Below are 26,171 nucleotides of genomic sequence, written 5' to 3'. Positions count from 1 at the left end.
GCCTCGTTCCGCCTCCTCCGCACCCGCATCCTGCTCCGATCATGAGCCGGGGATTCACGGAATCGCGGCCTGAACCAAATACGCGATCGTCCACACCGGATCGTTGTCTTCCTCGCCTACGCCACCGGCTGCGGACGCACACTGATCGCCGGCGTCTGTCTCTGCCCTCTTCATGGACGGACAGCCCAGAACGCTGCCGGAGGGCAGGCACCGACGGCGCCGTCGCCTTCCAGGCGCAGGGTTGATGGCCCATCCGATGGTCTGGTCTGCCAGGCATCACCCCAGGATCCCTTCTGGTGGTTGACCGCGGATGCCGCCTATGGATACGGCAAGGGCTGGAGGTCCGAGCTGCAAGAGGCCGTTGTCTGCCACGTCATGGCCACAACCCGGAACGACACTGTTGTCGCTGGGTGATTGAGTCTGCCTAGGTTTCGGCGCCGCCCTTGGGTTGGTGCGTTGTTGCTGACAGACCAGGATGTCGGCTTCACGTCATGTCCGTAGCATGGCGGTTGCTGCTCTTGCCACGATCACTGACGTGGGGGCTGACTCGGTCGCCGGGAGAATTATGTGACTTACCGTCAATCGCACTGCCACGTCGGCTACCTGCTTGCGTTTCTCTGCGGGTACTTCGGGCGCTGTACGCTCCAAACGGGCAGCAAGTAGGTTCCTGGCTTTCGTGAAGACAGGGTCTGGCCGAGTGGATAAATAGGGCAGTAGGGAATCTGTTGTGCCGCGAGCGGCTGCAGTGACCGCCCTGATGAGCGGGTTGCGAGCGGCTTCGCTGAGAGCGTATGTGACGCCAGCAGTCAGGACGGCTTCCACCCCTTCGTTCTCGGCGGTATCGAGTACCGTCCCCAACCCAAGCAGAAAGAGGTCTGCCTCCTGTTCGACCAGGGCGCGCCCTATGCCTGCCTTGTTGCCGAACTCTGAGTAGATCGACGGACGCGACACACCAGCACGAAATGCAATTTCACTGACGCGGACCTTGTCCCAGCCAGCTAGCGAGGCAAGGCTGTGGGCCTCTATCAGAACGCGATCACGCATCGCCTTTCTCCAAGCGATGCGTGGAGGGTCAGTGTGGGTGGCTGCTTGTGGAGTGGATGGCGTGTGTGCTGACATGCGGTCAGTATGCAGGGGGCGGCATGCGTCCGTCGCTAGGGCATCGATCGACGGCGAGGTCATGCAGCTTCGTAGGCGGTCAGGTTGTTACCTGAGTACTCAAAGACGAATTCATTGTCGACACGAAGGAGTTAGAGGGCCATATGTCGGCTTTTCCTTTGAGTCTCGGGGCAGTCAAGCGTCTCCTGGCACCGCTACTTGCCCCGAGCTTGAGTCCGGTTCTGTTGCGGGACCTTTGCAGTCGATCGTGGTACGCGACGCGTTGAGTGCATGAGTAATCAGTGCTCATTTACGGCTGATGTATCTCACAATTCTCTTTATCGCCCATCTGTGGCAGTCTTCTCGCGTGGCAGGCATCGAGCATTTGCAACCCAATGACCCCAAGCGGATTGGCCCGTACCGTGTGAAGGGCAAGCTTGGGGCTGGCGGCATGGGCACGGTCTACCTGGGGGAGTCCACCTCCGGGCGACTTGTCGCGGTCAAGGTGATCCATGGTGACCTCTTGGATCAGCCTGGCTTCCACGCCAGGTTTCGGCGCGAGGTGGAGCTAGCCCGGGCTGTCAGCGGCGCCTTTACGGCTGCTGTTGTTGATGCTGATCCGGAAGGCGATCCTGCATGGCTTGCCACGCTTTACATAGCGGGCCCATCGCTGGCAGACGCTGTTAAGAGCGTTGGGGCTCTGCCGCGAGATGAAGTGTGGACGCTTGCTGCCGGCATCGTCGAAGCATTGATGGCGATCCATGATAGCGGACTCGTGCATCGAGATCTGAAGCCCGCGAACATCCTCCTGGCTGGCGACGGGCTACGGGTCATCGATTTTGGAATTTCGCGAGCTGTGGACCAAGCTGCGATCACGCACACAGGTGTGGTGCTCGGGACGCCTGGCTATATGTCACCGGAGCAAGTAATTGGAGCACCTGTAGGGCCGTCGAGTGACGTCTTCTCACTTGGCTGCGTGCTGGCGTGCGCTGCAGCAGGAGCAGCACCGTTTGGAAACACTGAGCCGTTCGGTGTCTTCTACCGGATCGTGCATGAGGAACCTGATCTGTCGGCACTGCCCGTTAACTTGCGAGAGTTGATTGCGGCTTGTCTCGCCAAGAATCCGTACGCGCGCCCATCCCTCCGTGAAGTCTTGGCGTTCGTGGGGCGGGAAATGAACGGCGGATCGTCCCAGGGTGCCACCAGTCCCGAGGATGCTACTGCTGAGTTCGCTGTTCCTATTGGGAGTCAGCTCATCATAGATGCTTCCGCTTCCGATGCCGCTATCGGTGAGACCTATCATCCGAGAATCGAGCGACAAGCCCCTCACGAGGCGCTAACAGAAACTATGCTGGACGTGCCTAAAATGCTCTGCAGCGAGCCTCCGGCACATCAAATGTCTGCCAGCAGCGTTGCTCCGCTCTCAGTTCCTCAGGCCCCGCAAGGGTGTGATTCGTTCGAGAGACCTGCAGATATTTCCCTCGAGCTGTCAGTCAAGCATCGGCGTCGCCGTGGCCGAGTTATTCTAGCCGTCTCTCTAGCAATAATTCTCGGTATGGCAACATTCGGTTTACAGAGGTATGGATTCATTGACCTCGGTCCAAGCAAGCCGACAGTGGCAGGCCCCTCGAGCCTATATGATGGTACATACCGGTCCGGAGCGAACCGGCTCGGAAGTTACGACGAACCCATCCGGCGCCCTGTTGAGTGGCGACCGTGGAACGCCTCTCTGAAAGGCACGCCAACTGGCTGTACTTTTAGTCGCGCCAGACTATTTTGCGCGTCGAAGGAAGGGAGAGTGGTTGCCCTCAACGCTGCCACAGGTGCTGTTGTTTGGTCTTCTTCTAACCTTGGCCGAATTAAGCGGGGACCTACAGCCTACGGTGGACTGCTCTACGTGGCCTCTGATACCGGTCGCCTAGCAGCCTTGTCGCAGGAGACGGGGCGGACGATTTGGGCGACTGAACTCCTAGGCGCTGCCACGATGCCAGCCGTTGTAGGCGATGTTGTCTATACGAGCAGCGGCGGGGGACGGATTTACGCGATCGATGCGAAAACCGGAAATAAGAAGTGGTCGATTAGCGTAGAGTTTGTGCCGAGTATTGTTTCGGTTATTTCTGGGAAAGTCTACTTTACGGGTCGGGACGGCTCAGTAGCAGCTGCTTCCACGCAGTCCGGTTCACTTGTGTGGAAGACCCGGCTGCAAGGGCGTGATTCGACTGGTCAATCTGCTCGCTGCGGCACGCCTGCGGTGACGGCGAGTCATCTTTACTGCACGGCCAATGATGGAACGATCTATGCGTTCTCTGTGAGAGATGGCAAACGGCAATGGACATACAAGATGCAGGCGGAAGGTGATCGAACCGTCTCAGTGCAGGGTGACGACGTCTACGGAGCGGATAGCAGCGGTCGAGTCTACGCTCTGGACGCGAGGACAGGCATGAAACGGTGGTCGGAGGCCGTCCCCGGGGGGGTGGTCATCCCGCCCCTTCTTGTCGGGAGAGAGCTGTATCTGGGGACAGGGTCGGGGCATCTGGTCGTGCTCGATCCGTCCACCGGTGCTTGGAAGCGCACTCTTTCGCCGGCGCCAGGGGGAGTGAGTAGCGCTATGGTCGCTGACCCGCTGATCGGCACGAAATTCTACTATGCGGCGTCTGAGAATGGCGAAGTGTACTCCCGGCGCCTCACCTCTTAGAGGGTTTCCTGCATGGTCAGGGCGGTTGTGTTGGGTGTGGAGGTGGGGATGCATCGTTCCGGGCGGCTTGTGGGAGTTGGCGAGGCCGTTGTTGCCGTCGGTTCGGTCCGTAGGGTGGCGGGGTCGCGAACATCGATGATGAGGCGGAGTTTGCCGCGATCATCTACGTGCTGGTCAGCGGCTGCGCTTGGCGGGCGTTGCCGCCGTGCTTGGGAGCATCGAAGTCGACGGTGTATCGCCGCTTCGCCATCTGGTCGCGCGCCGACGTAATGGGGGCGGCTGCATCGGAAGACGCTCCAGCTCCTGGACGAGCAGGACTTGGTCGACCTGTCTCGTGCGGTCCTCGATTCCGCCCCCGGGAGGGCGAAATCGGCGGCGAACTTGCAGGTCCGAGCCCTCGGGGACTGGGGTGAGCCCGGCTCCAGGATGCATGCCGAAGATCTACCGACGACAAACCGTCAAGGAATTCCTGAGTCCTCACACCGACAGTCAACAACGGAAGTGCTATATGGGTAGGCATCTCAGATGGCCCGTGTCGATCTGTGGGGTTGCATCATTGGCCGGTCAGCGCGCGCAGAATGTCCAATGCCCGGTATCTGCGCGACACCTGAGGGCCCGAAACTGCTATCGCACTTTGGGCCCCGCCTGGGCGTAGCGGCTAACGAAGTCCTGCACCGCTGCGGCGGCTTCGAAACAATTGCGCCGTTGATCCGTGCGTTCATCGTTCTCGAGCTCTTCTCGGTGGCGATCGAGACCAGCCGCGGACCGCTGGTGCTGTGCCTCTGCTTCCCTGTGCCGGGCGCGGTGTTGCTCGTATCCGACGGACCTGGGGGTGTGGTCGGCGGGGGTTGGGCACGGCGTCGGGAGGTTTCCCACTCGCCGTGTCGGCACCGCCACACCACATCGCCCCACGCGGGCCGCCGGCCTGCAGCGCGTTGCAGGGTGGTGAACAGGACCGGAATGGCGCCCGTGTAGTTGTAGTAGCCGTCGCGTTCCTCGGAGCCGTAGGTGCGGTCGGGGCGGTAGGTGCCGGACCAGACAGGCCAGGCTTGCCTCTGGACCGGTGAGGCGGGCGGCCGTTCAGCGGGCAAGCCGCCAGGTGAGGAGCCTATTGCGTCCGTCGCGGATCAGCACTCCGCGCTCCTCCCGATTGCGCAAGTGATACGCAACCGACCCGTTGCTGCGCAGTCCCACCGCTACGCCGATCTCCAGGATGGTCGGACCCTCCCCGCAGTACTCGATGCAGTGGCGGATGCAGCGCATAGACTGCCTTCCCGATCGGTCAGATGCGCAGGACGCCGGTTCACCGCCGTCCACCAAGCAACGTGCGGGCCTGTCTGCGCAGCCCCATCCGGGGTCCCAGCATTTGTGCTGGGACCCGACCAGAAGCATCGCTCGTGCCCCGCGTCCATGCCCCGGTCCTCCGCTCGCGCGTAGTGCGGCTGTGCGTCAGCCGTCCTGCAGGGACCGACCAGCCAGAAGAGCCTCTTCGCAGGCCGTGGTTGATGTCGGGTTCCGGGCGCACCAAGACTTCGCGACGTCAGCCGGACGACCGCAGCAAGATTTTCCCCCTGCGGGGTATGGCTGTCAGGAGATCGGATTACTCACGGACCGAGTCAAGGTGACAGGTGCCAGCCGACAGTGAGGGCGTGCCCGTACTGGGCCAGGGCGAATCTCACCGGCGTCGGTTGCGGCTTTGTGGGATATTGCTGCCATGAGCGACAAGTCCCTCCCCCTCATAGCGGTGGCCGACGACGACATCCTTGCCCGCCGCATCCTGCCGGGGACCAGAGCTCTAAAAGAGCATCTTGGCTGCTCGCTCCAGGACGCATTAATCGCCTTCACGGACCGATACGAGGTCCTGCGGCTTGAGCGTCCCAACGAATTCTCGGAGGTGCCCGATGAGTATTGGGACGACTTCGAATCCTGAGACGCGCCGGCTCGCTGAGTCCACCGGGGACAGCCAGAGCGCCCCCGCTGTCATCCCGTGTGCCGTCGACCCAGACGTATGTGGAGCGGGCACGGGTCCTGGTGCCAGGTGGAGGCGTCCACTGCACGAACGACCTGGTCTCCAGCAGGCGGTGCGGACAGCGGCCCGGCTGGGCCAGGCGATGGTTCCGGGCATCTCGTGATTGATGGTGCCGAAGGGCGAATGCGGAGTCCCAGCACTGGCCAGTGCGGCCGACGGACCTTGTACTCCCTTGCCAGGATGGCGAATTGCTGACTGATGTGACAGCCGCGATCGGAGTAGAAGATCATCGGGCGGGTGGGACGACGCTGGCGGCAGTCGTCCGCCAGGGCGTCGGTGACCAGCTCGGTCCGCAGGTGGTTGGCCGTCGCCCAGCCGACCACGCGGCGGGAGGCGATGTCGATGACGTTGGCCAAGTAGAGCAAGCCCTCCTTGGGCGGGGTATAGGTGATGTCACCGCAGTCGCGAGTGTGCAGGGCTGTGACATCAGGCCGGAAGTCCCGGTCAACGAGGTCGGGCTGGACGGCCGCTCGTGGGTCGGGGATCGTTGTCAGGTTCCCGGCGTCTGCGGTGTCGGCCCTGCAGGCCGGCGGCTCGCATCAGCTCGGCGAGGCGGCGGCTGCCTCCGGAGCCCTCCCGCTTGCGTACGGCATGCACGCGCGGTGCGCCCGTGATGCGCCACGCGAGCGTTCGTGCATGGTCGTGATCTGTTCGGTCAGCTCGGTGTCCCGGACCGCCCGCGGGCCGGGAGTGTGCGGCGGGTATAGAAGGCCGTGCGGGAGACCTACACGGTTCACACGCGCGCTTGACGCTGTGGCCGCTCTGCTTCAGCCTCGATGAATGGCTGCACCGTCACAGGGTCTCCTCCATGAAGAAGGCAACGCTCGAGGTACCTCCACGTCCTCGCGCAACCGGCGGTTCTCCCGCCGTAGCGCGGCCAACTCCTCGAGTTCATTGCTGGTCAGCCGGTGCGCCCGCCGGCGTCGGCCTCGGCCTGGCTGACCCACAGCCGCACCACAGTCTCGGTCTAAACTCAACGGCATCCTCGGCTGGTTGGTGCGCCAGGTCGACGGCTGGAACGCCGAGCCCAGCGCCTGCATGCTCGACGCCCGGAGCGCCATGGCCTCCGCGAACGTGTCGGCCGCCGGGACAGGGAATCGACGCAGGCAAGAAGACTGCAGGCTGCAAGGGTCACCTCGGCGTCGCCACTCTCGGCCTGCTCCTCGCCGTCGCGGTTACCGCTGCCAGCGCCTCCGACAACGTCGGCGGCATACATCTGCTATCCGGATCGCTACCACAAACCAGCGCGTCAGAAGAGCCTGGACCGACACTGGCTTCTGTACAAACCATCGATCACTGCGCCCGCGTCGGCAACATCAACATCGAAGCTTTCCACCGGAATCCCACCACGAAGGGCTTCAAGGTGATTCCGCGATGCTGGGTCGCCGAGCGGACCTTCGGGTGGCTTGTACGCCATCGCCGTGTCGCCCGAGAATACGATACCCAGCCGCACCTCTCCCAAGCCATGATTCGCATTGCTGCGATCGACCTTATATGCAGACGACTAACCAGCGAATCCACTCGGAACTGGCGCGACACCCGACCTCCAACCCAACACCGTCCCTGGGGCAAAACGCTTTTTCGTTTCTTTTCTTGAACTGCCTGGTCTCGGAGTTGACCTTGTCGAGACTATAAAGTGGCGGGCGCGGGTGCTGTACAGCGAACAGGTGCGAGCGCGATTAGGTAGAAGATACTCACGCAGCTGCAGACCGATGCTGGTGCGATGTCTGCACGGCATCGCTTTTGGTCTCGGCGGTAGGAAACAGTAAGGGTCATGTCGGCCTGGGGGACGGACAGGCTCCTCGGCCTCCGGCCGGGTTGGAACGGCAGTCCGGCTTCACGGAGCCGGTCCGTCATTTACTGCGGAACGATCTCTGGCGCGGTATCCGCCTCCACCGCGTGTACTGGCCGGTTCCACAAGCAAGGCGGGCTGCTCATGAGTGCGATCAAGAACGGTGACAATGGTGGGCACCGACCGAATAGGACCAGCCTGCAGGAGGGAAAGTGAAGGAACCGGCCGATGGGACGGCCATACGGATCATTGAAGGCGTCTGGTCTGGAAATTCAGGAGTCATTCGTGACTCGTCCGGGGAGATGCTCTCGGTAGAAGTTGTCATCTTTGGCCGACCTGCAGTGGTCAGCCTGCCGAGGGAACACGCACTGGTGCCCGGAGACGACATTCGGGACAGCTTCCGAAAAGAGATCGTCCGCGATTTCCGGGACGGACTTCAGCGTGAGCTCGACCAGTGGTGGACGGACCGCATCAGTTTGCCGGAAAGCGACCTGGCAGGCGAATGGGGCGCGTTCGAGGCGTTCTGCGAAATGGCAACTGCGGAAAATGCCAGTTGGCTTCAGAATCTGCTGGCTGCGTTCGACGAATCCTTTGGGTCAGGGATCCGCGCAGAGGACTCCTCTGCGCTAGCGGCCATGTGGTCGACGGAAGCCGGGCGTTGGAAACCTCACCGAGCGCGCTGGTTAGAGATGACCGAGTGGGTGCGGGAGGGGCTGCACAACGGCGATGCCGGGGAACAAAGGCGAGCTCGATCGGAGGTGGCTGCCGCACCAGATCGCGCTGCCAGAGCTGTTGAACGGCGCGACCGTGCTGCATATGCCAGTTGGCGGCGTATTCACTTGCTGCCACAGGCCGTACGGGATCATCGCGATCGTGGGAAGGAGAAGGCTGCTGCTTCATGGGCCATTCTGAAGGAGCGGGTCCGGCGCACACACGGTCTCATCCTGCCCGAGCACGTCTCCACCTTCCTGGCCTTCTGGTCCGGACTAACAACCTTCGAACGCCACGCTCTCCGGCGGAGCACTGGGGTTTCCCCAGTGGGCATCCTCAATCTTGAGGATCTCTCTGCAGGGCAGCCAGACGCAGGTGCAGCGCCCGAGTCCTGCCTGGACTGGCGCTCTTACCGTGATCCCCCGGAGTTCCTCACGGTCATGGCGGGCGCGACAGATGGTCTTCGCTTCGGTCTGTGGTTCGACAAGCCGCAAGAGCCCTCGCAGTTGGTAGCAAGCTATTTTGCGCGTGACGGCGGAGACATCACGTGGTGCGGGGCCACCTTGATCGAGGCTGTACGTCACGAATTGGAATGGACACAGTTCCATCTGGACCATCAGTCCAAGCAAGAAGAAAGGGAGGCGGCCACCGAGGGCCGGCTGCGTGTGTCCCTCGTCAGGGAAGCAATCATGGAACTCGAGACGGGTGACCGACCGGAGAAGGGTGCCGCATACCATGAGAGGTACCCGATCGTGACACCCCACCCCAGAGTGGCGACTGTCAACGGTGTAGGTGTCGTCGGCCCTGCCGCGACTGTGTTCCGCGACGTGGAGATCATCCGACGTGCCATCGAGACAGGTGCGCCAGAGGTGGATGCATGGCTCGAAGGAGCATTGCTTGAGTGCGCTGCCGGTCGGCCAACGGAAGCCCTCGCCCTGGGCCACGACTTGCACTGGCTCTCCGGGTTGCATCCTGAACGGGAAGCGGCCGCGTTGCGTCTTTTGGACGCTGCATATCGCCAGCTAGGGCGAGGCCCTCTGGCGGACCTGGCAGAGATACATCACCGTCACCGCCATGAGCTGTTGCAGTAGCTACTCACCCGTGCGGCGCGCTGCGCACCCGGCAAGGTTCTACCTCACCAACTGGGTACCGCGTCACGGAAGAGACGTTCTGTCGACCCCTGCCTCGCCCTGCCAAGCTGAGACCGTGTCCTGTGCGGTAAGGCGGACGAGTTGCTTGTAGCAAGGGCTGCGGCAGCGAGGCTGAGAAGGGTCAGATAGTGGCGGGAGGGCGTTCGTAACGGTGGTTTGAATCGGTGGTACCTGCTCAGCCACAGCCCGCAAGGGGGCTGCCCGCCACTGAGTCGCCTCCGCTACCACCGCTCGGTGGGGCACCCGCCTTGCCGAACTCTTTTCATACGTCGCTGTCCGCCGGCTCGGCTGCGGGCCGGACCACTCGGCGACCTCATAGAAGCGCTCGCTGGCGCACCACTCACCAGCAGTCCATGGCCTCAGCTTTGGGCCACCCGCGAAGCGGTCGACATGCAACTCGCGGCGGTACATGTCTGATTCGATGCCGGCGAGCCGTGGAGTGTGCTTCCTCAGCCAGGAGTAGTCGCAGGCTGCGGCGGACTTGATGGAGAAGGGGCCGCCGGCATCGCCGGGCGTACTTCCGGGACGGCAGGAGTGGGGAACGCGCCGGGGGAGTCGGCTTCGTTCCTGCCGGTCGCAGGGGTAGGGGTTTGAGCCGCCCGCACGGTCTACGCTGACGGATACAGCGCCTGGCTGTACGTGCACCCCGAACGGCCCGGTCGCCTATGACTGTGCCTGAACACCTGCATCCCGGCGTTCCTGTGGCCGGAACTTTTTAGTGAGCCGTCGGCGTTGCGTGCGGGCCTGGCGCCCTACCGGCCCGAATTCGCCGCTGACGCGAGGTATGGGCATGACCTGCCGCGGCGGTTACGTCTTCATGTGGGGTGACCCCAGGTGCCGAGCCCTCAGGGCACCCTCGAACCGATGGACCACACCACCTTGCGTGCCTGCATCCCCCCGCACCGACTGTCCCTGCGGCTCGCATCTGATGGGCCAATTCGGCACGCTATGCAGCCTACTTGGTCGCCTGCTCCAGGGTCACTGCTGTGATCTGCGCCTGAGCACGTGACCGCGCTTCCGGGTCGGCGATGCGCTCCACGTCGGCGAAGGCGTCGAACACCTGCTGTACCCCCTCACCGTCCGCCATGCCCGCGCTTTCCTGGTTCAGGCGGCGACCGCACGCTTTGAAGTATCGTCACCATGCGGAGAAGGCCTGCGCTGCGCAATAGAGAACTCCGGCCCGGAGTTTCTACAGATGGGCCTTAACGGATGCCCAGCTGCCGCGCCATCCGGATCAGCAAATTCCCGTCGACCTCGACCTTCCTGGTGGCGACGGCTGTCTTGATCGCGTGTCGGCTGATGGTGCTGAGTCTGCGCTTTCTCTGCTGCCGGCACCTGAACAGGACAAAGCAGCTTTGAACGCGTACCAGGTGACGTCGTTAAGACTGCTCCAGCGTCAATGACTTGGAAAAGACTGCTCCGTTCTCTGACGATGTCAAGAAAAAGTCAGCACCAATGAGAGGTGCTTGTCCCATCGGACTGCTGGCTCCGTGGCTGGACGGAGGGATAACAAACATCCAGGCTCCGGTCGCAGAATTGAGGGCCACTAAATTTCCTGAGCGTGACCCAAGGAAAAGAGTTTTTCCGTAAAGAACTGGGGATACGCTACCGCAATCCGTCACCTTCACGGACCAGAGCTGCCTTCCGGTACTGCTATTGATAGCGTAAAGTCTACCTTCCTTTCCCATCGCGTAGGTGTGGTGTGGCCCCACGGAAAGCATGCCATCGCTCGGTTCCGACATTCGAAACACCCAACGGTCTTCTCCCGTGTTGCTGTCAAATGAGCGAACTGTTTTTTCATCGCTCAGGCACGTAACGTTACTTTCAGTTGCTACTGGGCTGCGACACCAGGACTTGGTGCCCCTATTGCCTCCTATGGGAACTCTCCAGATAGTTGCACCTGTCGATGCTGAGGTAGCGATTAGGGAGCTATCGGCTGTGACTAAGAATATCCGGCCACCGGCTACCGCGACGGGGCCAGGATCAGATTTGACCGGACTCCTCCACACCAGCCGACCGGAACTGAGCTCAACAGAATAGAGGAACCCGCGGCTGCTGGTGAAATAAGTGTTAGGACCGTCTATGACGGGAGTGGCAATTCGCCCTCCGGGGCTAAATGACCAGAGTTCTCTACCTGTTCCACTTTGCAATACCTGCAGGCTAATGCCATCCGATACGATGACAAGAAGATCGTTTACGATAATCGGAGGTGCGCTTACTGAGCCGGATACCTTCTTCGACCAGAGGACCGTCCCGCGGCTGGCGTCAAGGGAAGTTATATTTCCGTTTTGACTCGCGCAGAATAAGCTCCCGTAACCATAGGAACATTGCACCGGGCCTTCATTGAGCTGTGTGCTCCACGGGCGCCATTCTGAAGGCTTTTTGAGTGGCAAGAAATGGTGTCCTGTCTTGCCTGGATCCGTTTGATGGGTACTGGTAAATGATTCAATATTTTCCGAGTTCTTTGGTGGCAAGAGGATCCAGTGTCGATTCACGACTACTGCAATGATGATTGCGAGTAGTGTTATTGACATTAGAATCAACCCCACTCTTCCCTTCAAATGGGTCTCGCGCTGGCGCAGCAGCTTTCTGGTCAAGGTTGTGTCTTCCGTAAGTGTCCAGCGTCAATACTGTGGAAAGCGGAGCCAGGTGTCTTCTGGCATCCCTTTCAGTGTAAAGATCGAGATTATTCCTTACTGCATGCTTTTTTTACGTGCATGGCTGAGTCGAAAATACTCTGCTTCCTGTTTGTGAGTTTAGTCTAGAGTGATAATTCCTCAGCTGGGGCAGGAGCTGGGTCGCTCTGGTTTCGAAGCAGTAGGGACCGAACGTTGTGTGCGGGCGTCGGAGAGTGTGGTGCAACGGAAGGTGCGTTCCCTTCTAGTGCCGTGAGCGTGGTCTCTTCTGACGCTGGCAAGGGTCTACCACTTCAGGGTTTGCTAGTCTGCGCAGCATGTTGAAATAGCGGAGTTAACTTTGGGCTAAGCAGGTCCCGATCTCGTCAACCTGTGATGGGCGTTTTATGGCTCAGCGATGAGGGCGGGGCTGACAACACCTGTGAGGAGGAGATCTGTATGGCACGCCGTCGTGCAACAGCGGGTCCGGCACGAGTGATTGTGGCGGGAGACGTACACGGCGAATTCGAGCTGCTTGCCCACACGGTGGCTAGAGTCGCAGAAACCATTGGGACGGTCGATGCCGTCCTGGCAGTAGGAGACGTTGAGGCTAACCGGGACGAGGAAGATGCCATAGGAGTACATGCCCCAACGAAGTACCGCCGAGTCGGCGACTTTCCATATGTGGCACAAGGAATATTAAATATTGGGGCCCCGCTCTACTTCATAGGTGGAAATCATGAGCCGTGGCCGGCGCTGGACGCCGCTGGGCCGGGCCGGTGGAGCGAGGGCGCATACTTCCTCGGACGAGCGGGGGTGGCGGACGTCGTCGGATTCCAAGTGGCCTACCTGTCTGGGATCTATTCGCCACGCGTCACGGATGTCCCGAAGGCTCGGCGGACCGATATCCGGGATCGCGGATACTATACGTGGGAGGAATTGCACCAGGTCCGCCGCGCGGCAAGCCGCAGAGGATCCGTTGACTTCCTGCTCACCCACGACTGGCCTTCAGATATCGCGGCTACCTGCGGAGATCGGCCCATTGGGCGTCCTGAACTGCGCCAACTATGCACGGAGTTGAGGCCAAGATGGCATTTTTGCGGACATATGCACTACTCTTACCGTGCCTCCATCGGGACTACGGATGTGGTCTGTCTTGGCCACATCCGCACCGGGCCGCAAGGATTTGCCGTAGTTGAGCGGGATGCCAGGGGCGAAGTGTGGCTGGTCGAATTAACCGCGCCGTTCGATCACGAACCCTCGCATCTGCCTAAAGGTTGATCTTGCCATCCTAAACCGAAGATCCGCATCGCATTGGCTGGCCTCATCACGCTGACTCTTGTGATGGTGCCCATATCATTCGCAGCGGCAGCACGACGTCGCTCCACCTATGACTTCGTCCGGAGAGGCACGGGCTGCCTTGCCCCGGCGGCCGCGCCGCATTCTTGAAGCCGCCCTGGCAAGACCGGTGGACGCTCTGCTGCCCGCTCATCGTGACCGAGGCGGCTGCGGAAGCAGATGACTCCCTAACCTCGATCTTTCGTGACGTCCGCCGACGTAGTCGGTGGACCGTTTCGCTTTCTGTGGCTCGTGGTGGGCAGGCCGATGGCCCGAGTGTCGTCTCGGGTGGACGCCGGGTTCCACTGCTCCGGTCTGGACTGGTTCCCTCGTAGGGACGGGAAGGTTGCCGGTCAGCCGGGGTTCGGCAGGAGTGCAAGACGATCGAGGGCGGTGGTCACCTCATCGGTCCAGAGCCAGTGGCGGGCGAGGCGGAGGATGCGGCGCCGGCCGGTGGTGACGAGTTGCCCGGCTACGGAGAACAAGCGGAACCGCAGACGGCGGGGCTCCCAGAGGCGGGCCTGGCCGGTCAGGGCGAGCATGGGCATCCAGGCCAGCAGGTCGAGAGCGAGCTGGACGATCTCGAGCCAGATCTTGTTCCGCGCGGTGTCGTGCAGGGGCAGGTTGCGCAGGCCGGTCGCGCGGGCGGCCCTGATCCGGTCTTCGGCCCGGGCCCGCAGGCGGTGACGGAGCTCGAGCTGGGCGATTGGGCGGTCGGCGGTGTTGGTGGCAAAGCACGTGACCCGCATGCCATCCGCGTCGGTGATCCTCAACTGGGCACCGGGATGCGGCCGTTCCTTGCGAACGATCAGCCGCATGCCCTTCGGCCAGCCCTGAAGGGTGTCGCCGGCGAGTTCGGCGACCCACGCTCCGTCGCGGACCTCGCCGCCGGTCTCGAGGGCCGGGGTCCAGGCCGATGTCGGGATTTTCAGGACGTGCTGGCGGATGGCCCCGGTGATCACCATGCCGACGGAGTAGGACAGCCAGCGTCCGCGCCGGGCGAGCCAGGCCACGAACTCGTGGGTGCCTCCCGCGGAGTCGCAGCGGATCAGGGTCTGCCGCCCGCGCCGGTACTTCTTCGGCAGTTGGGTAAGGGCAAGGCGGGTGGCCTCGATGTGGTCGGCGGCAGTGTTCGAGCCCGCGTTCCCGGGCCTGAGCAGAGCGGCGACGGGTTCGCCGGTCCCGCCCGGCCCGTGGTCGACGAACCCCATCAGCGGGTGGTGACCGTAGGTCTTCTTCCAGGTCGGGGCGGCATCCTGCTTGTCGGAGTGGGAGACGACCAGGACTCCGTCCAGATCCACGATCACCTGCCCGCCAGTGTTCGGCGCCCGATTGCCGGCCAACGTCCAGGCGTGTTGGCGTACTTCGGATCGCGCGGAGCGGATCGCGGTCAGTGCTTCCCTGCCCGCGGTGGCGAGGATGTCGACCAGACGGGAGACCGTCGGGTCGGAGGCGACCGGCCCGAACACGGCCGGCTCGGCCCGCAGCATCGCGATATCGGCGAGGCAGTCCCCGCCGAGCGCGACCGCCACCGCAAGATCCACGAGTATCTTGCCCGGGTCATGGACGGCCCGCGGCTTCCGCCAGGGGGCGAGTGCTGCGGACATGGCCTGGTCGAGGCCGGTCTTGCGGACGGTTTCGACCAGCAGGACCGAACCGGCCTGCGAGACCACGGCGCGGCCGTCGTCCCGGACAAGGACATGGGGATAGGACCCGATTGAGCGTTTTCAGTGCGGCTACTGATTGGGTGACGGGGGTGATGTGAGGTTGGGGTGGGCAACGGACAGGGCTCCCGTGTCGTTGAGGGAGGTGTTCGACGTCTCAACTCAGCAGCACAGGAGCCCTGTTGGTTCCGTATCCTGCCGCACTCGACCTGCCCCACGCCTTGGTCGAGTGGGTCGCGATGCTCATCGTCACCCGTGAGGGTGACCGGCAGTGCAGACTCCCGCCGCACCGCCGTGCGCCGGTCGCACTCGTGTACCTGCGTCGCCATGACACCCTCGCCCGTATCGCCAGAGCCTTCGGGATATCCGTCGGCACCGCCCACGGCCGCCCAGGCCGACCTGCTCGACACACTGCCCGGCATCCACCTCCCCGACCTGGACCAGCTACGAGACCGCGGAGTCCTCGGCAGCCAGCCGCCCACCTCCCCCAGCCAGCGCCGCACCCTCGGAGCCGGCGACCACCCGACCGACGAGCCCGCCAGCTGACCAAGGCCGGCACGGGCTGATCCAGTTACCCCGTGGCGGGCCTGCTGGCGCGGGATGGACCCGAACAGCGGGCACACCCCGTGGAAGAGATCTTCGGTGACATGGCACCTGCCGGAACCGATGCTCACCACCCCGACCACCGACCCCCACCTCACGCCCGGCTGGGCGGCAGAACCCAAGTGGGACGGCTACCGCGCCCAACTCGCCCGCTACCGGGACGGCCGCATCCTGCTGCGCTCCCGCCGCGGCACCGACATGACCCCCTCGTTCCCCGAGATCCAGGCAGCGACCATCCAACTGCCCGGCGACACAGGCCTGGACGGGGAACTGGTGGTCTGGGAAGCAGACCGGCTCGCCTTCGAGCGGCTCCAGCAACGCCTGCCCCGACACGGCAACGCCGCGACAGCGGCCGCCAACCAGTGGCCCGCCCACTTCGTCGCCTTCGACCTCCTGCGCCTGGCCGGCACCGACACCACCCCCTGGCCCTACCACCGCCGCCGGGCCGCCCTCGAGGAACTCTTCACCAGCCGACACCTGGAAGCACCGTGGACGCTGTCCCCGTCGACCACCGACCCGGGCACCGCACTTGAATGGCTGGACTGGACGGCCGCCGGCCTGGAAGGGCTGTGCTTCAAACGGCTCACCGAGCCCTACCGCCCCACCGCCAGAACATGGCGCAAGTACAAGGTCCGCGAGACCCACGACGCCATCGTCGGCGCCGTGACCGGCCCGACCGGCGCGCCAAGGTCGCTGCTGCTCGGACGCTACGACACCGAAGGCCGCCTGCAGTACACCGGCCGCACCACCACGCTGACGCAGCCCGCCTCCCGTACCGTAGGCAGCCACCTGGCCCCGGCCACGACCGTCGCCACGCACCCGTGGAACGGCTGGACCTTCACCGCCGGCTGGGGCACCCGCGACGTCCTGGACGTAACCCTCGTACAGCCCGACGTCGTCGTCGAAGTTTCAGGAGACCTCGCACGCGACGCAGCCGGCCGGTGGCGGCACCCCGTCCGCTGGCAACGCGTCCGCACCGATCTGCAACCGGCCGACGTCCCACCCCCCGCGACGCTGTAATGCAGAACGACCACCTGTCCCTGGTGCAGAGCCTAGGACTTGTCCGGGCGATCTCTGAGGCAACGGCGCCCAACGCCCGTGAATCTCGTTACTGAAGGTCTCGCCGAGTGAGGTAGAAGGGCGGCATGGATACCGCCGTACTTGAGCAGATGCTGGACGAGACCTTCGATCACGCTGTCGTGCACCACGGATACACCAACTACATGCGCGACTATGAGGTCATCGTCTACGCGACGGCTGACCCCCGTACCGGCATCGCGCCGTCCCACCTGCGGTATCTCTTCCGGTACTGCGTTGAGGCCCGGTGTGAGACGTCAGTGTCGGCGGAGACCTGGCGTGTCTCCTTGGACGACCGGCTCATCGACCACGAAACCGGTGTTGATCTCGACGGATACGTCTGGGGCGTGAAGTGGCACGACCTGTACCCGGGAGCCACACTCCTTCCTGAGTCCGAGGCGACTCGCCGCTGGTCAAAGGCCCTCGGGATCGACTTTCACGAGGTGCGCATTGAAACCAACGCGCACAACTTGGCCTTGCTCTTCTCGGACCTTCAGGTGAGCGAGGTCCCAGTCGGATACGCACCGTTCGTAACGGAGTAGGGATTCAGGTTTGGTGTGATCTTGTGACCGCCGTCTGTCCGGGTCGTTGTTCCTCTCATGGGGCGGGGTGATCTGAGTGATGCTGAGTGGGAACGGCTACGGCCGTTCCTGCCGGTCAGCAACAGGCATTGTGGCCGGCGGCGGGGCCACCGGCAGGTGATCGACGGGATTCTGCACCGGGTGCGGACCGGCGTGCAGTGGCGTGACCTGCCCGAACGGTTCGGGCCATGGAAGACGGTCTACGAACGTCACCGGCTGTGATCGGCCGACGGGACGTGGGAGCGTCTGCTCCAGCAGGCAGTGGCGGCCTCCCCCTCGATGTTGCCCATGGCGGCTTCCATCGAAATGTGATCGGGCTCCTGCCCGGGCCGGTAGATCGAGTGGCCGAGGTTGCGATGGCCTACGTCGCGAACTGACGAGTTGAAACGCCTCTCGCTCATCACCTGGTGGATGACCAACTTGCCACGCTGGCCAGCGAAGTGTTGGAGCAGGAACCGCGGGATGAAGTGGTGCTTCTTGGCGTGCAGCGGCATCGGACGAACTTTACGAGTTCGACGCCACCCACAGTCCTGGCCCTTGAGACCTGTATGGAGACGGGTGGGCTTCCACCAGCGGCCCCACCAGCCATGATCGAGGCTAGACACGGCACGGCCGGACGTTGGTCGGGGCTATGGTCTGGTTCCAGTGGCCGGGGCGACCACTCCGCGAGATCCGAGTTATCCACAGGCCCGAGCGGGATCGACGGTATCTCCGTACGCTGCTGGCCAGTCGATCACCCGGGTTCGATGACTGAGTGTTTGTGGCGGGGGCAATCCACGGCTGATGGCGGGACGCGACCGCCGGTGGTCGGTCCGAGAGGTAGCGACCAAGCCTTGCGGACGGTGTCAATCAGGGGGCGGGCACTGTAGGGCGATATGCCGAGTTCCTGGCGTGCGTCGGCCAGTCGTTCAGGGTCGCCGTCCGGGCCGTGCTCAGCTGCCATTTGTGTGCGGCGCTCAAGTCCTTCGGTGCTGAAGATGTCGAGCAAGGTGAGCGAGAAGTAGGCGTACGTGGAGGCCTCGTCGATGAGCTGGCGTGCGTCATCGGTGAGCTCAGGATCGGCTGGCGCCCGTGGTGGGTCGCCGGCGTCCGCAGGACGCGATTGGGAGCCGTGGGTATAGAAGGCGAACTGCTCGAGAGCTCGCAGCACGTCGGCCTCTACGCACGGGCAGGGGTCGCGCAGATAGCTGCAGAGGGTGCGGAAGGAGGCGAGAACGTTGTTGGTGTCGTGGGTCCACTGCTGTTTGCTCAGCAGGGTCCTGAAGCCAGCGAACGTTTCCGCCAGTTCTTCCAGGATGAGGTGGCGGGAGATGTGAGTGAGCTCGTACGACTGTGTCTTGTCCTGTATCTCGCGGAGCTGCAGCCCGTAGCGGAGGAGGTCGCGCAGGATGCCGCCAGACAGAGCGTGGGCGAGCATGACGTGCGGTTCTTTCAGCCTCTGCGAGCGCTTGGCGAGGGTGGCGCGTGATTCTTCGAGAGTGCTGGGCTGGACGTGGATGATGTCGTCCAGGGAGCTGTCGGTGACGTCCCGGTGCGGCAGGCCCCGGCGGACAAACGCGGCCCCGACGTCTTCGGCCACCGAGATCAGGTAGTGGACCAAGGGCACGCCCAGGATGGCCTTGATCTCTCGGAGGAATGCCAGGGCCTCGGTGTCCGCACCAAGGCGGTCCACTTCATCAATGGCGATCACGACGGTCTTGCCCTGTCCCACTCGCTCAGCGGCGATGCACTTGAGCAGCTGGCGGAACTCTTCCACCAACTCCGGGTAGTTCGGGGGGACCGTGGAGACGGACGTGGTGTGGTTGGTGCCCAGACTCAAGAGCTGGGCAGCACCGCCGGTGGTCAGCCCGTGGGTGGCCTGCTGGGTCGTCTGGAGGCGGTAGAGATGGTTGCGGCACTTGGTGACCAGTTCGGGTTCTTCCTGCTGCGGGCGCCAGTCCCCCGCCTTCGACAGCAGGACTCCGGCGACGATGCCCGCGAGCCGCAGCGGGTTCTCGGAATCCGCCAGGAGGGTGTGCGTCTGGGGTTTGTCGATGAGATACAGCAGCAGGTACGTCCCGGCAGCGGCGGCCAAGGGACGGAAGATCTTTTCTAGGGAGACGTGCCACCTCCCGAGGGGAAACTCGACGCCGGAATCGCGCGCCAGGCGCAAGAGCCACCACACGAACGTCAACATCCCGCTGTAAGCGACGACCTGGTACAAGGCCTCGGGTTGGGTGTAGTGGAGGTGCCGGGCCTGCTGGCGGATCTGTTCGTCCAGGAGCACGGTGGCGGCGGATGCCCAGGCCAGGAGCAGACCCAAACGCCTGATGCCACGCATCCACAGTCGTCCCAGCAAGCGCGGCAACCAGGCAGCATGCCGCGCTTGCCACCAGGCGATCCCGCCGATCGTGATGGTCACGCTCGCGACGACTGCGTGGCCCTGCCAGATGGCCATCACGTCGTCACGGATCGCATCGGTGTGGGTACGCAGGAAGTCGGAGACGGACGTGGCGTACCGCTCATACAGGGAGCGCACCGCAGCAGACAGACCCAGCACCAGCAGGGCGGCAGCAGGCACCGCGAAAGAGCTCCACCGCCCCAGCCGCTTGGCCTGAAGCCTCACACGCCGCAATAGTCGGCGCACGGGCGACAACCGCGCGAACTCGGGTGGGTCAAAGCCCTCGTCGCACATGTACTTCTCGCACAACTGCACCGACAGTGACAGCAGGAAGTCGTGCGGGGTATAGGTGGCCGGCGCCTGGACGATCACACCGAAGCCGGCCTTCTTGACGCACTGCTCCAGCAGCGTCGTCTTGCCCGCACCCCGCGGACCGCAGACCGCGATGGTGCCATCCTCAAGATGCGTGAGCTTGCGCTCCAGCTGCCGCCGGGCCCCGTTCTCAACGATGTAGCCCGGCGCTCGAGGCGCACGCAGACCCCATTCGTAGTCGTCCGGGATGAACAGAGAGTCGGGGTCGTCCCCCAGCATGTGGCGGACCAAATCGGCAACCGTCGGGCCGGTGCACTCCTTCTGCAGTTCTTCACCCCAGCGGGCGGCGCACATCCCTACCTCGAAGCGCTGTACCAGCCAGTCGACACCCAGCCCAGCCGCAACCAGGCACTGTCTCAGGTTGAACCACGCCGTCGAGCCGCGCCAGAACAGCGTGAACATTAGGGCCGCACCGGCCAGAACCGCCACGAGCAGGGCGAGCAGCCCACCGAAGATCAGCACCGCCAGGGCACCAAGCCCGATCAGGGAGCAGACCACCTGCCAGTTCCACTGTGTCTCGCGCGCGGCCCTCTCGTGCCTGTCCCGGGCTTCATCCAGCTTCTCCACTGCCTCGTCAAAGGGGAGGGAAGGGCAGCGGATGGTGGCGTAGCGGTGGTACGTCGCTGTCCTCATCCGCGCCAGAACAGCGTCCCGGGTGACACCGTCCCGCTTTCCCAGCAACCGTTCCGTCTCAGGATCGTCAAGAGCGGCCAGCACACACCGGTGGTAGATCTCGGCCTTGTCATCCCCGCTCAGGAAGTCGAAGGCCCTCGCCCCCCATAACTCCAGCCAGGCCTTTAACCGCAGCATCCGCCTACCTTCCCCCGAGTGCAGAACCTGCGGATGCTAACCCCGCGGCCAGCACGACGGAGAGCGTTCCCTCGAAGGTGGCGCAGTTTGGGCACACTGAGCGAAGCGGGGTGCTTACGTCGTAATCACTCCGCGCTTCAGTGCGAGCTGCCGCTCAAGGTTCGGCGAGACGCGCCCGACCTTCAGACGGGGACAGCAACTCCGGTCAGACCACCTTCAACGAGACAGATCACGTCGGTTGTTGTCCGCGGACAACAACGAGTGTTGTGCCCTGTTGGTGGTTCTAGCCTCCATAGGTAAGTAAGGTAGCGCCATGACCGCCCCATACGACCCGAGTGATCGGGAAAAGGTAGTAGCGAAGCTGCCTTCTGAGCTGCGGAAAGAGCTCAAGGTCCGTGCCGCCGAGTTGGATACCGACATTCAGGACGCCGTGACCCAGGGCGTCGAGGCGTGGAGAGGGACCGCGAGCCGCCCACCTGTTGACACGACCGGCGGTTCGTCGTTCGCGACGTATCTGCGGCCGGGCTCTACGACAGGCTGAAGAAGGACTGCAAGTCCCGCGGCATCTCCTACAACCAGGGCATCGCCCAGTCGGTGCGGCTCTGGCTGGATGAGCATCCTTCACCGCGGCCCAAAGCGCAGCGGGTCACTGGGGCGCGGCGCATCATCTTCGGCAACCAGAAGGGCGGCGTGGGCAAGACGTCGGTCTCTGCTGGCGTAGCCCAGGCTTTGGCGGAGTCCGGTCACCGCACCCTGTTGATCGACTTTGACCCGCAGGGGCACATGACCAAGCAGCTTGGCCACCCGCTGATCGAGATCGACAGCCCAAGCCTCGCCAAGCACATGCTCGGTGAGGTCAAGGACGGTGCTCTCAGGGATCTGCTGGTGCCCATAAAGGGTGGGGACTTCGAGGACCACCTCTGGCTTCTGCCTGCCTGCAAGGACGCCTTCCTGCTGGACGCCAAGCTGGCCACGAGCCGTTTCGTGCGGATTAAGGAGACGGCGCTGGAGAAGGCCCTGGAGCCGTTGGAGCATGACTTCGACTTCATCGTCGTGGACTGTCCTCCGAGCCTCGGCTACAGCATGGACACGGCCATCTACTACTGCCGTACCCGGGAAGGTGAAGAGGAGGACACGTCGGGCATCGTCATCCCGGTCCTGTCCGAGGACTCGTCAGCCGACGCGTACGACATGCTCGAAGAGCAGATCCAGGACCTCATCGAGGACATGGACATCGGTATCGCGCAGCTCGGCTTCGTGGTCAACATGTACGACAGCCGCAAGGGGTACGTGGCGACGTCGTCGCTGGAGGCGTGGCAGAAGATTGGGGAGCCACCGGTGCTGGCCATCGTCCCGGAACTGAAGGACCAGCGGGAGGCGGTCAGGGTGAAGGCACCCCTGCTGGCGCACGCCCCCTACTGCGAGCAGGCGGAAGCAATGCGGACCATCGCACGGAGGATCAGCGGATGAGCGTCGCCGACCGGTTGGGAACCGGCTCTTCTTTCGAGCGGCGCAGCCGCAGTGCCCGCGGTCGCGCGAAGGCGGTGACTCAGGGAGACGTCCCCGTCTACGAGCTGGTCCGGCTGCGGCTGGACGAGGTCTCCCCCACTCCCCTCAACCCGCGCCGCAACTTCGGCACGGATGAGGAAAAGACGCGCTTCGGCGAGGAACTGCGCCACGCGCAGCTGGCGGCGTGTGTCGCCGTGACCCGGGCCGCCTATCTCGCGCTGTGGCCCGACCATGACGAGCGGATCGGCAGCGCGGCTCACGTCCTGGTCAACGGCGAGCGACGCTTCCACAGCGCTGTCCACGTCGGCTTGGATGCGCTGGACTTCGTAGTCCGCGACGATCTGGCCTCCAGCCGTGAAGCGTTCATCAACCACCTTCTCAAGGAAAACCTTGAGCGGGAGGACTTCGACGTGATCGAGCGGGCTCGCGGCGTGGAGCAACTCGTAGCCGTCTGCGCGGAGACTACGGAACGCGGTGCCAGGACGCGGGCAGCCGAGCAGCTCGGCAAGGACCGCTCATGGGTAACCAACCAGCTGGTTCTGCTGGAGCTGCCTACGGAGCTGCAGACCATGCTGAGTGCGGGCACCCTTCCTGAACGTGACGGGCGAACGCTGGCCCGCTACTCCAAGGACAATCCCGAACTCGGGGCAGCCGCGCTGCTGGACCATCTGAAGGCGGAGAAGGAAGCCGCAGCCCTGGCCAAAGCAGAGGAACGCCGGCACCTGCAGGCGCTGCGCTCCTCTGGAGGTACCTCCTTGTTGTCCGCGGACAACAAAGCTGAAGGGCAGAAGTCGCTCACAGCGAAGCCTGCACCAGACGATTCCGCGGCGGGCGGCACAGGCCGCACTTTGTTGTCCGCGGACAACAACAGCTTCGGACAGCCGGCGCCCTCGCCCAGCGACAAGGGTTTGTTGTCCGCGGACAACAAGCCCGGCGAACCTGTACGGGATGTGGCCAAGCCTCCGGCCCAGCGCAAGCCGGCGCAGGGCGCTGCCCCCACGCCCCCTGCCACAACCACCCCACCGGGATCCGTAACCGTGCCGGATGAAGTGGACAGCCAGGGGCAGCCACGTCGACTGCCGTACGACGATGCCTTCTATGTTGTCCGTCATCTGCATCTGAAGATGGAGCCGCCGGTCTTCGCTGAGAGCGCTCGCCTGTGGCTGAAGATCCTGCGGGAACAGCATCCCGACGAATACAAGGCTCTGCTGCACGAGCTTGCCACGGAGGAGGGACAGCCAGCCTGAACCCAGGCCAGGTCCCGAAACGCAGAAAGGCCCGTACTCCCCGTAGGTTCGCGGGGAGTACGGGCTTTCGTGGTGCGCGGTCGGGCTGGTGAGTAGAAGGACACGGACACCGCCGCACTCGACACACGGCAGGTCCTGCCAGCGGTCGAAGTGCCGGGCGTCTATCCCAGTCCAGAAGGCCGCCGGGAGCCGGAATCAGCCCCGGCTACAGCGGTGCCTTGCTGGAGCGGCGTGTCACGGCCGGAAGCCGGGCAGCTGCTGGAACACGCGCTTCAGCAAGTCCTGTGAGGGCTTCCAGGGCACGACCTGCCCGCGTGCGGGGACAGGCAGTGGCAACTCCTGGACGTCGGCGAGCACCAAGTGCCAGGCACCCGGGTGCGCCCACTGTGAGCAGAGCGGCGCTCCGTCGGGGTCCTGGTGGCAGTCGGTGATCCGGGCGATGCCGACGACCGCGCCCGTGACCAGCTGGCGACCGCGGATCGTGCGGCCGATCAGCGGGATACGTAGGGCGGGCTGGTCGATGGTCTTGCTCGTGTGCAGCAGCACCCAGCCGGTCCGCCACCGGGCTGGCCGGTTCTCCACCGTCTTGGCACCGGCAAGGATGTAGGCCGCGTACGGCTGCCTGACGCTGATTCCGCGGATCCAGTCGCCTGCGGGCAGGGTCGCGATACTCATGCGGCAGGCCCCCACAGACTCGTGCCGGGACGGCCGGCCCGGCGGCCGTTGACGGACGGAACCGTGAGCTGCTGCGTCGTCGCGAGGTGAGCGCGGCCGGAGTGCTTGCCCTCGTACAGGGCGGCGTCGGCCGCCCTCTGCAACGCCATCAGGTCGCGGGAACCGACCGCGTCCGGAGTCGCGGCACCGACCGAAGCGGCGACATCGACCGTGCGGCCGTCGTCCAGGACGACCGGCGTGTGCAGCATCCGCACCAGCTGCGCGAGGCGCTGCTCCAGACGCGTGGCAGGCAGTCCCAGGACGACCGCGAACTCATCGCCTCCAAGGCGGCCGACGGCAGCGTGCGGGCCCGCCCACGCCGTGAGCCGGGCACCGAACGCGGCGAGGACAGCGTCACCGGCCGGGTGCCCGAAGCCGTCGTTGATCCCTTTGAAATGGTCGGCGTCGACTATGACCACGGCCGTGTCGTTGCCGTGGCGGGCGAGGAGCCGGCGGGCGCGGGCGGTGTAGGAGTCGCGGCGCAACAGACCGGTCAGCGGATCCTTTTGGGCCGCGCGCAGCTCGCGGCGCACGCGGATGTCGTCGGCAAGGGCAGCCAGAGCGAGAGGGACCGCGGCTGTGGTGATGATGAGGGTGCGGGACTGCCGTAAAAGGACGGGTGCAGGCATGATGGGTTTCCATTCTCGCCCGTAAGGGCGAATTGAGAGAGGCGCACCCCCGGGCTTGCCGGCACATGGGGTGCGCCTCTTGCTGTCGTGCTGATGCGGTCGGTTGTGGCTGGCATGCTGGTACTTCCGCTCCAGGCCTGGCCGGGGGGGACGGAAGTACCCAGGCCGGGGCGGGCCCGTGGCCGCCCCTGGGCCTGCCCGGGTCAGAGCAGGATGCTGATCGCGGCTAGGGCGAGGAGCGCCAGAGCGGTGAGAGTGCAGTCGACGGCGCGGCGCAGCCTCGTGAACTTGGCGACGGCGATGGTGGACAGGACCCGGATGCGGGCGGCGCGGGTGTCGCCGTCCATGCAGGCGTGGATCTCGGTTTCGTCCAGGCGTGCCCAGTAGGGGACGGATGCGCGGTCGTGGCCGCCGATGCGGGGCCGGACGACCAGGAGCAGCAGCACGGCGGCGGCGCCGAGGGCGGCCACGGCGAAGGCGCCGAGGTTGGTGGCGGTGGGTAAGTCGTGGTCGGCGAGTGTGGTCAAGCCGGCCAGGACTGCGCCGGCGAAAGCCAGCAGTAAGGAAGCTTTGCCGTCGTGCGGGCGATCTCGCCCGCACCGACGGCGCACGCGGCATCCAGATTCTTGTCCATGGTGGTTGAAGTCGTCGGCGTGGTCATGTCGGTGTCCTTCCGTGGTCAGGCGGCCAGAGTGTGGGCGGGCGGGGCGGTGTAGTTGGCAGGGTCCGCGGGCGTCCCGTCGTGGCACTCCAGGCACGATCCGAGGGTGCGCAGCGGGAGGACGTGGTGGTAGCGGCGCCGGCACCTCGGGCAGGTGGTCCGCGCAGCCATCGCCTTGTCGAGCGCGGCCTCCTTGGCAAGCGTCATCGGCCGCACGGGCAGGGCCAGGTCGACGCGGTACAGGTAGGCGGCGGGTGCACGCACGTTGTGGGCGCGTCGCGCAGGCCTTGCAGCGCAGGATGGCGACGGGCTCTTGTCCGCCGGGGCTGGCGGCGCGTGGCCAGGTGCTCGGCTGGTGCGGTGCCCCAGTCGTACTCCGGTAGCCCGTACGCGGCGCGCGGCTGCGTAGTGGTCCGTTGGCGTCGGGTGCGGATGGTCACCGCGGCCCCAGGCGAGGGCGAGGCCACGGGGGCGGTGCGGGTAGCGGGGGCCGGG

The 26,171-nt window shown here is 64.3% G+C and carries 22 protein-coding genes and 4 pseudogenes; 13 read left to right on the top strand and 13 right to left on the bottom strand.

The annotated features are described in order from the left end of the window. Window positions 1–489: 489 nt before the first annotated feature. Window positions 490–1,044, bottom strand: a complete 555-nt coding sequence (locus BM536_RS44600) for a TetR/AcrR family transcriptional regulator (RefSeq protein ID WP_425444588.1) — start codon at window positions 1,042–1,044, stop codon at window positions 490–492. Between the two features lie 421 nt (window positions 1,045–1,465). On the opposite strand from BM536_RS44600, the gene BM536_RS00105 reads away from it, so the two are divergent. Both BM536_RS00105 and BM536_RS42035 read left to right on the top strand, forming a co-directional pair. After that, the gene (locus BM536_RS00105; protein WP_158086475.1) at window positions 1,466–3,793 is read left to right on the top strand and encodes an outer membrane protein assembly factor BamB family protein; all 2,328 of its coding nucleotides are present in this window, start codon (window positions 1,466–1,468) and stop codon (window positions 3,791–3,793) included. Further along, a pseudogene (locus BM536_RS42035) lies at window positions 3,759–4,225 on the top strand (transposase); the annotation flags it as partial. The gene BM536_RS00105 and the pseudogene BM536_RS42035, both read left to right, overlap by 35 nt. 648 nt (window positions 4,226–4,873) lie before the next feature. On the opposite strand, the gene BM536_RS42030 reads toward BM536_RS42035, so the two are convergent. Next, window positions 4,874–5,056 carry a LexA family protein gene (locus BM536_RS42030; protein ID WP_073497909.1) on the bottom strand — a complete coding sequence of 61 codons (183 nt, stop codon included), beginning with the start codon at window positions 5,054–5,056 and terminating at the stop codon, window positions 4,874–4,876. A gap of 451 nt (window positions 5,057–5,507) precedes the next feature. Between BM536_RS42030 and BM536_RS00090 the strand changes: the two genes are divergently transcribed. Continuing rightward, window positions 5,508–5,723 (top strand): hypothetical protein, encoded by a 216-nt coding sequence (locus BM536_RS00090; protein WP_073497911.1) that lies wholly within the window; start codon window positions 5,508–5,510, stop codon window positions 5,721–5,723. Window positions 5,724–5,773: 50 nt separating this feature from the next. Here BM536_RS00090 and BM536_RS44595 read toward each other — a convergent pair whose 3' ends face one another. Continuing rightward, entirely contained in the window at window positions 5,774–6,238 is a 465-nt protein-coding gene (locus tag BM536_RS44595; protein WP_425444587.1) for a DDE-type integrase/transposase/recombinase, read from the bottom strand. A 392-nt stretch (window positions 6,239–6,630) separates the two neighbouring features. Here BM536_RS44595 and BM536_RS44590 point away from each other — a divergent pair, with 392 nt between their 5' ends. Both BM536_RS44590 and BM536_RS00080 read left to right on the top strand, forming a co-directional pair. Next, window positions 6,631–7,419: a transposase gene (locus BM536_RS44590; RefSeq protein WP_425444582.1), complete on the top strand. Its 789-nt coding sequence runs from the start codon at window positions 6,631–6,633 to the stop codon at window positions 7,417–7,419. 407 nt (window positions 7,420–7,826) lie between these two features. Next, window positions 7,827–9,416: an ADP-ribosylation family protein gene (locus BM536_RS00080; protein WP_143650719.1), complete on the top strand. Its 1,590-nt coding sequence runs from the start codon at window positions 7,827–7,829 to the stop codon at window positions 9,414–9,416. A 1,015-nt stretch (window positions 9,417–10,431) separates the two neighbouring features. Here the strand turns inward: BM536_RS00080 and BM536_RS43805 are convergent. Continuing rightward, window positions 10,432–10,563, bottom strand: coding sequence for a hypothetical protein (locus BM536_RS43805; RefSeq protein WP_281258524.1), 132 nt, complete (start codon window positions 10,561–10,563; stop codon window positions 10,432–10,434). Between the two features lie 292 nt (window positions 10,564–10,855). Beyond that, a complete protein-coding gene (locus tag BM536_RS44585) occupies window positions 10,856–12,010 on the bottom strand; it encodes an outer membrane protein assembly factor BamB family protein (protein WP_425444586.1) in 1,155 nt (384 codons plus the stop codon). Between the two features lie 477 nt (window positions 12,011–12,487). Between BM536_RS44585 and BM536_RS44580 the strand changes: the two genes are divergently transcribed. Further along, entirely contained in the window at window positions 12,488–13,372 is an 885-nt protein-coding gene (locus BM536_RS44580; RefSeq protein ID WP_143650715.1) for a metallophosphoesterase, read from the top strand. 410 nt (window positions 13,373–13,782) lie between these two features. On the opposite strand, the gene BM536_RS00065 is transcribed toward BM536_RS44580, so the two are convergent. Beyond that, window positions 13,783–15,147, bottom strand: a complete 1,365-nt coding sequence (locus BM536_RS00065; protein ID WP_073497921.1) for an IS1380 family transposase — start codon at window positions 15,145–15,147, stop codon at window positions 13,783–13,785. Window positions 15,148–15,275: 128 nt separating this feature from the next. Here BM536_RS00065 and BM536_RS00060 point away from each other — a divergent pair. The 5 genes and pseudogenes from BM536_RS00060 to BM536_RS00045 all read left to right on the top strand — a co-directional run. Beyond that, a pseudogene (locus BM536_RS00060) lies at window positions 15,276–15,476 on the top strand (transposase family protein); the annotation flags it as partial. Then, window positions 15,421–15,639 carry a hypothetical protein gene (locus BM536_RS41055; protein WP_170109865.1) on the top strand — a complete coding sequence of 73 codons (219 nt, stop codon included), beginning with the start codon at window positions 15,421–15,423 and terminating at the stop codon, window positions 15,637–15,639. The pseudogene BM536_RS00060 and the gene BM536_RS41055, both read left to right, overlap by 56 nt. Window positions 15,640–15,735: 96 nt before the next feature. After that, window positions 15,736–16,716, top strand: coding sequence for an ATP-dependent DNA ligase (locus tag BM536_RS00055; protein ID WP_079275235.1), 981 nt, complete (start codon window positions 15,736–15,738; stop codon window positions 16,714–16,716). 125 nt (window positions 16,717–16,841) lie between these two features. After that, window positions 16,842–17,315, top strand: a complete 474-nt coding sequence (locus tag BM536_RS00050) for a YxiG-like protein (RefSeq protein WP_073498758.1) — start codon at window positions 16,842–16,844, stop codon at window positions 17,313–17,315. A 57-nt stretch (window positions 17,316–17,372) separates the two neighbouring features. Continuing rightward, window positions 17,373–17,573, top strand: a pseudogene (locus BM536_RS00045) (transposase); the annotation flags it as partial. Here the strand turns inward: BM536_RS00045 and BM536_RS00040 are convergent. Beyond that, a complete protein-coding gene (locus tag BM536_RS00040; protein ID WP_073498756.1) occupies window positions 17,564–17,848 on the bottom strand; it encodes a DUF4238 domain-containing protein in 285 nt (94 codons plus the stop codon). The pseudogene BM536_RS00045 and the gene BM536_RS00040 overlap by 10 nt on opposite strands. 239 nt (window positions 17,849–18,087) lie before the next feature. Next, the gene (locus tag BM536_RS00035) at window positions 18,088–20,916 is read right to left on the bottom strand and encodes a hypothetical protein (protein WP_073498754.1); all 2,829 of its coding nucleotides are present in this window, start codon (window positions 20,914–20,916) and stop codon (window positions 18,088–18,090) included. A gap of 313 nt (window positions 20,917–21,229) precedes the next feature. Here BM536_RS00035 and BM536_RS00030 point away from each other — a divergent pair. Beyond that, window positions 21,230–22,386 (top strand): annotated as a pseudogene (locus BM536_RS00030) (ParA family protein). Next, window positions 22,383–23,672, top strand: a complete 1,290-nt coding sequence (locus BM536_RS00025; RefSeq protein ID WP_073498753.1) for a ParB/RepB/Spo0J family partition protein — start codon at window positions 22,383–22,385, stop codon at window positions 23,670–23,672. Before BM536_RS00030 ends, BM536_RS00025 begins: the two are co-directional and overlap by 4 nt. 234 nt (window positions 23,673–23,906) lie before the next feature. Here BM536_RS00025 and BM536_RS00020 read toward each other — a convergent pair whose 3' ends face one another. The 5 genes from BM536_RS00020 to BM536_RS00005 form a co-directional block, all read right to left on the bottom strand. Beyond that, window positions 23,907–24,347: an ASCH domain-containing protein gene (locus BM536_RS00020; RefSeq protein WP_073498760.1), complete on the bottom strand. Its 441-nt coding sequence runs from the start codon at window positions 24,345–24,347 to the stop codon at window positions 23,907–23,909. Next, window positions 24,344–25,015, bottom strand: a complete 672-nt coding sequence (locus BM536_RS00015) for a GGDEF domain-containing protein (RefSeq protein ID WP_073498751.1) — start codon at window positions 25,013–25,015, stop codon at window positions 24,344–24,346. Before BM536_RS00015 ends, BM536_RS00020 begins: the two co-directional genes overlap by 4 nt. A 203-nt stretch (window positions 25,016–25,218) precedes the next feature. Continuing rightward, complete coding sequence (locus tag BM536_RS00010; RefSeq protein ID WP_342748762.1) at window positions 25,219–25,542, bottom strand: Pycsar system effector family protein; 324 nt, start codon at window positions 25,540–25,542, stop codon at window positions 25,219–25,221. Then, a complete protein-coding gene (locus tag BM536_RS44170) occupies window positions 25,539–25,676 on the bottom strand; it encodes a hypothetical protein (protein ID WP_342748761.1) in 138 nt (45 codons plus the stop codon). Before BM536_RS44170 ends, BM536_RS00010 begins: the two co-directional genes overlap by 4 nt. A gap of 18 nt (window positions 25,677–25,694) precedes the next feature. Further along, window positions 25,695–25,940 carry an RRQRL motif-containing zinc-binding protein gene (locus tag BM536_RS00005; protein ID WP_245873182.1) on the bottom strand — a complete coding sequence of 82 codons (246 nt, stop codon included), beginning with the start codon at window positions 25,938–25,940 and terminating at the stop codon, window positions 25,695–25,697. Window positions 25,941–26,171: the final 231 nt, after the last annotated feature.

The organism is Streptomyces phaeoluteigriseus (assembly GCF_001896135.2).
Lineage (GTDB): Bacteria > Actinomycetota > Actinomycetes > Streptomycetales > Streptomycetaceae > Streptomyces > Streptomyces phaeoluteigriseus.
The sequence above is the reverse complement of the archived record's forward strand: the minus strand, read 5'-3'. Positions and strand labels throughout refer to the sequence as shown.

Coding starts and splice junctions, on each gene's coding strand:
- BM536_RS00090 (WP_073497911.1), top strand. CDS start 5,508: ATGAGCGACAAGTCCCTCCCCCTCATAGCGGTGGCCGACGACGACATC.
- BM536_RS00015 (WP_073498751.1), bottom strand. CDS start 25,015: ATGCCTGCACCCGTCCTTTTACGGCAGTCCCGCACCCTCATCATCACC.
- BM536_RS00040 (WP_073498756.1), bottom strand. CDS start 17,848: ATGCCGCTGCACGCCAAGAAGCACCACTTCATCCCGCGGTTCCTGCTC.
- BM536_RS44170 (WP_342748761.1), bottom strand. CDS start 25,676: ATGACCACGCCGACGACTTCAACCACCATGGACAAGAATCTGGATGCC.
- BM536_RS00050 (WP_073498758.1), top strand. CDS start 16,842: ATGGATACCGCCGTACTTGAGCAGATGCTGGACGAGACCTTCGATCAC.
- BM536_RS44580 (WP_143650715.1), top strand. CDS start 12,488: ATGGGCGTTTTATGGCTCAGCGATGAGGGCGGGGCTGACAACACCTGT.
- BM536_RS00025 (WP_073498753.1), top strand. CDS start 22,383: ATGAGCGTCGCCGACCGGTTGGGAACCGGCTCTTCTTTCGAGCGGCGC.
- BM536_RS41055 (WP_170109865.1), top strand. CDS start 15,421: ATGACACCCTCGCCCGTATCGCCAGAGCCTTCGGGATATCCGTCGGCA.
- BM536_RS42030 (WP_073497909.1), bottom strand. CDS start 5,056: ATGCGCTGCATCCGCCACTGCATCGAGTACTGCGGGGAGGGTCCGACC.
- BM536_RS00035 (WP_073498754.1), bottom strand. CDS start 20,916: ATGCTGCGGTTAAAGGCCTGGCTGGAGTTATGGGGGGCGAGGGCCTTC.
- BM536_RS44590 (WP_425444582.1), top strand. CDS start 6,631: ATGAAGAAGGCAACGCTCGAGGTACCTCCACGTCCTCGCGCAACCGGC.
- BM536_RS44585 (WP_425444586.1), bottom strand. CDS start 12,010: ATGTCAATAACACTACTCGCAATCATCATTGCAGTAGTCGTGAATCGA.
- BM536_RS00020 (WP_073498760.1), bottom strand. CDS start 24,347: ATGAGTATCGCGACCCTGCCCGCAGGCGACTGGATCCGCGGAATCAGC.
- BM536_RS43805 (WP_281258524.1), bottom strand. CDS start 10,563: ATGGCGGACGGTGAGGGGGTACAGCAGGTGTTCGACGCCTTCGCCGAC.
- BM536_RS44600 (WP_425444588.1), bottom strand. CDS start 1,044: ATGCGTGATCGCGTTCTGATAGAGGCCCACAGCCTTGCCTCGCTAGCT.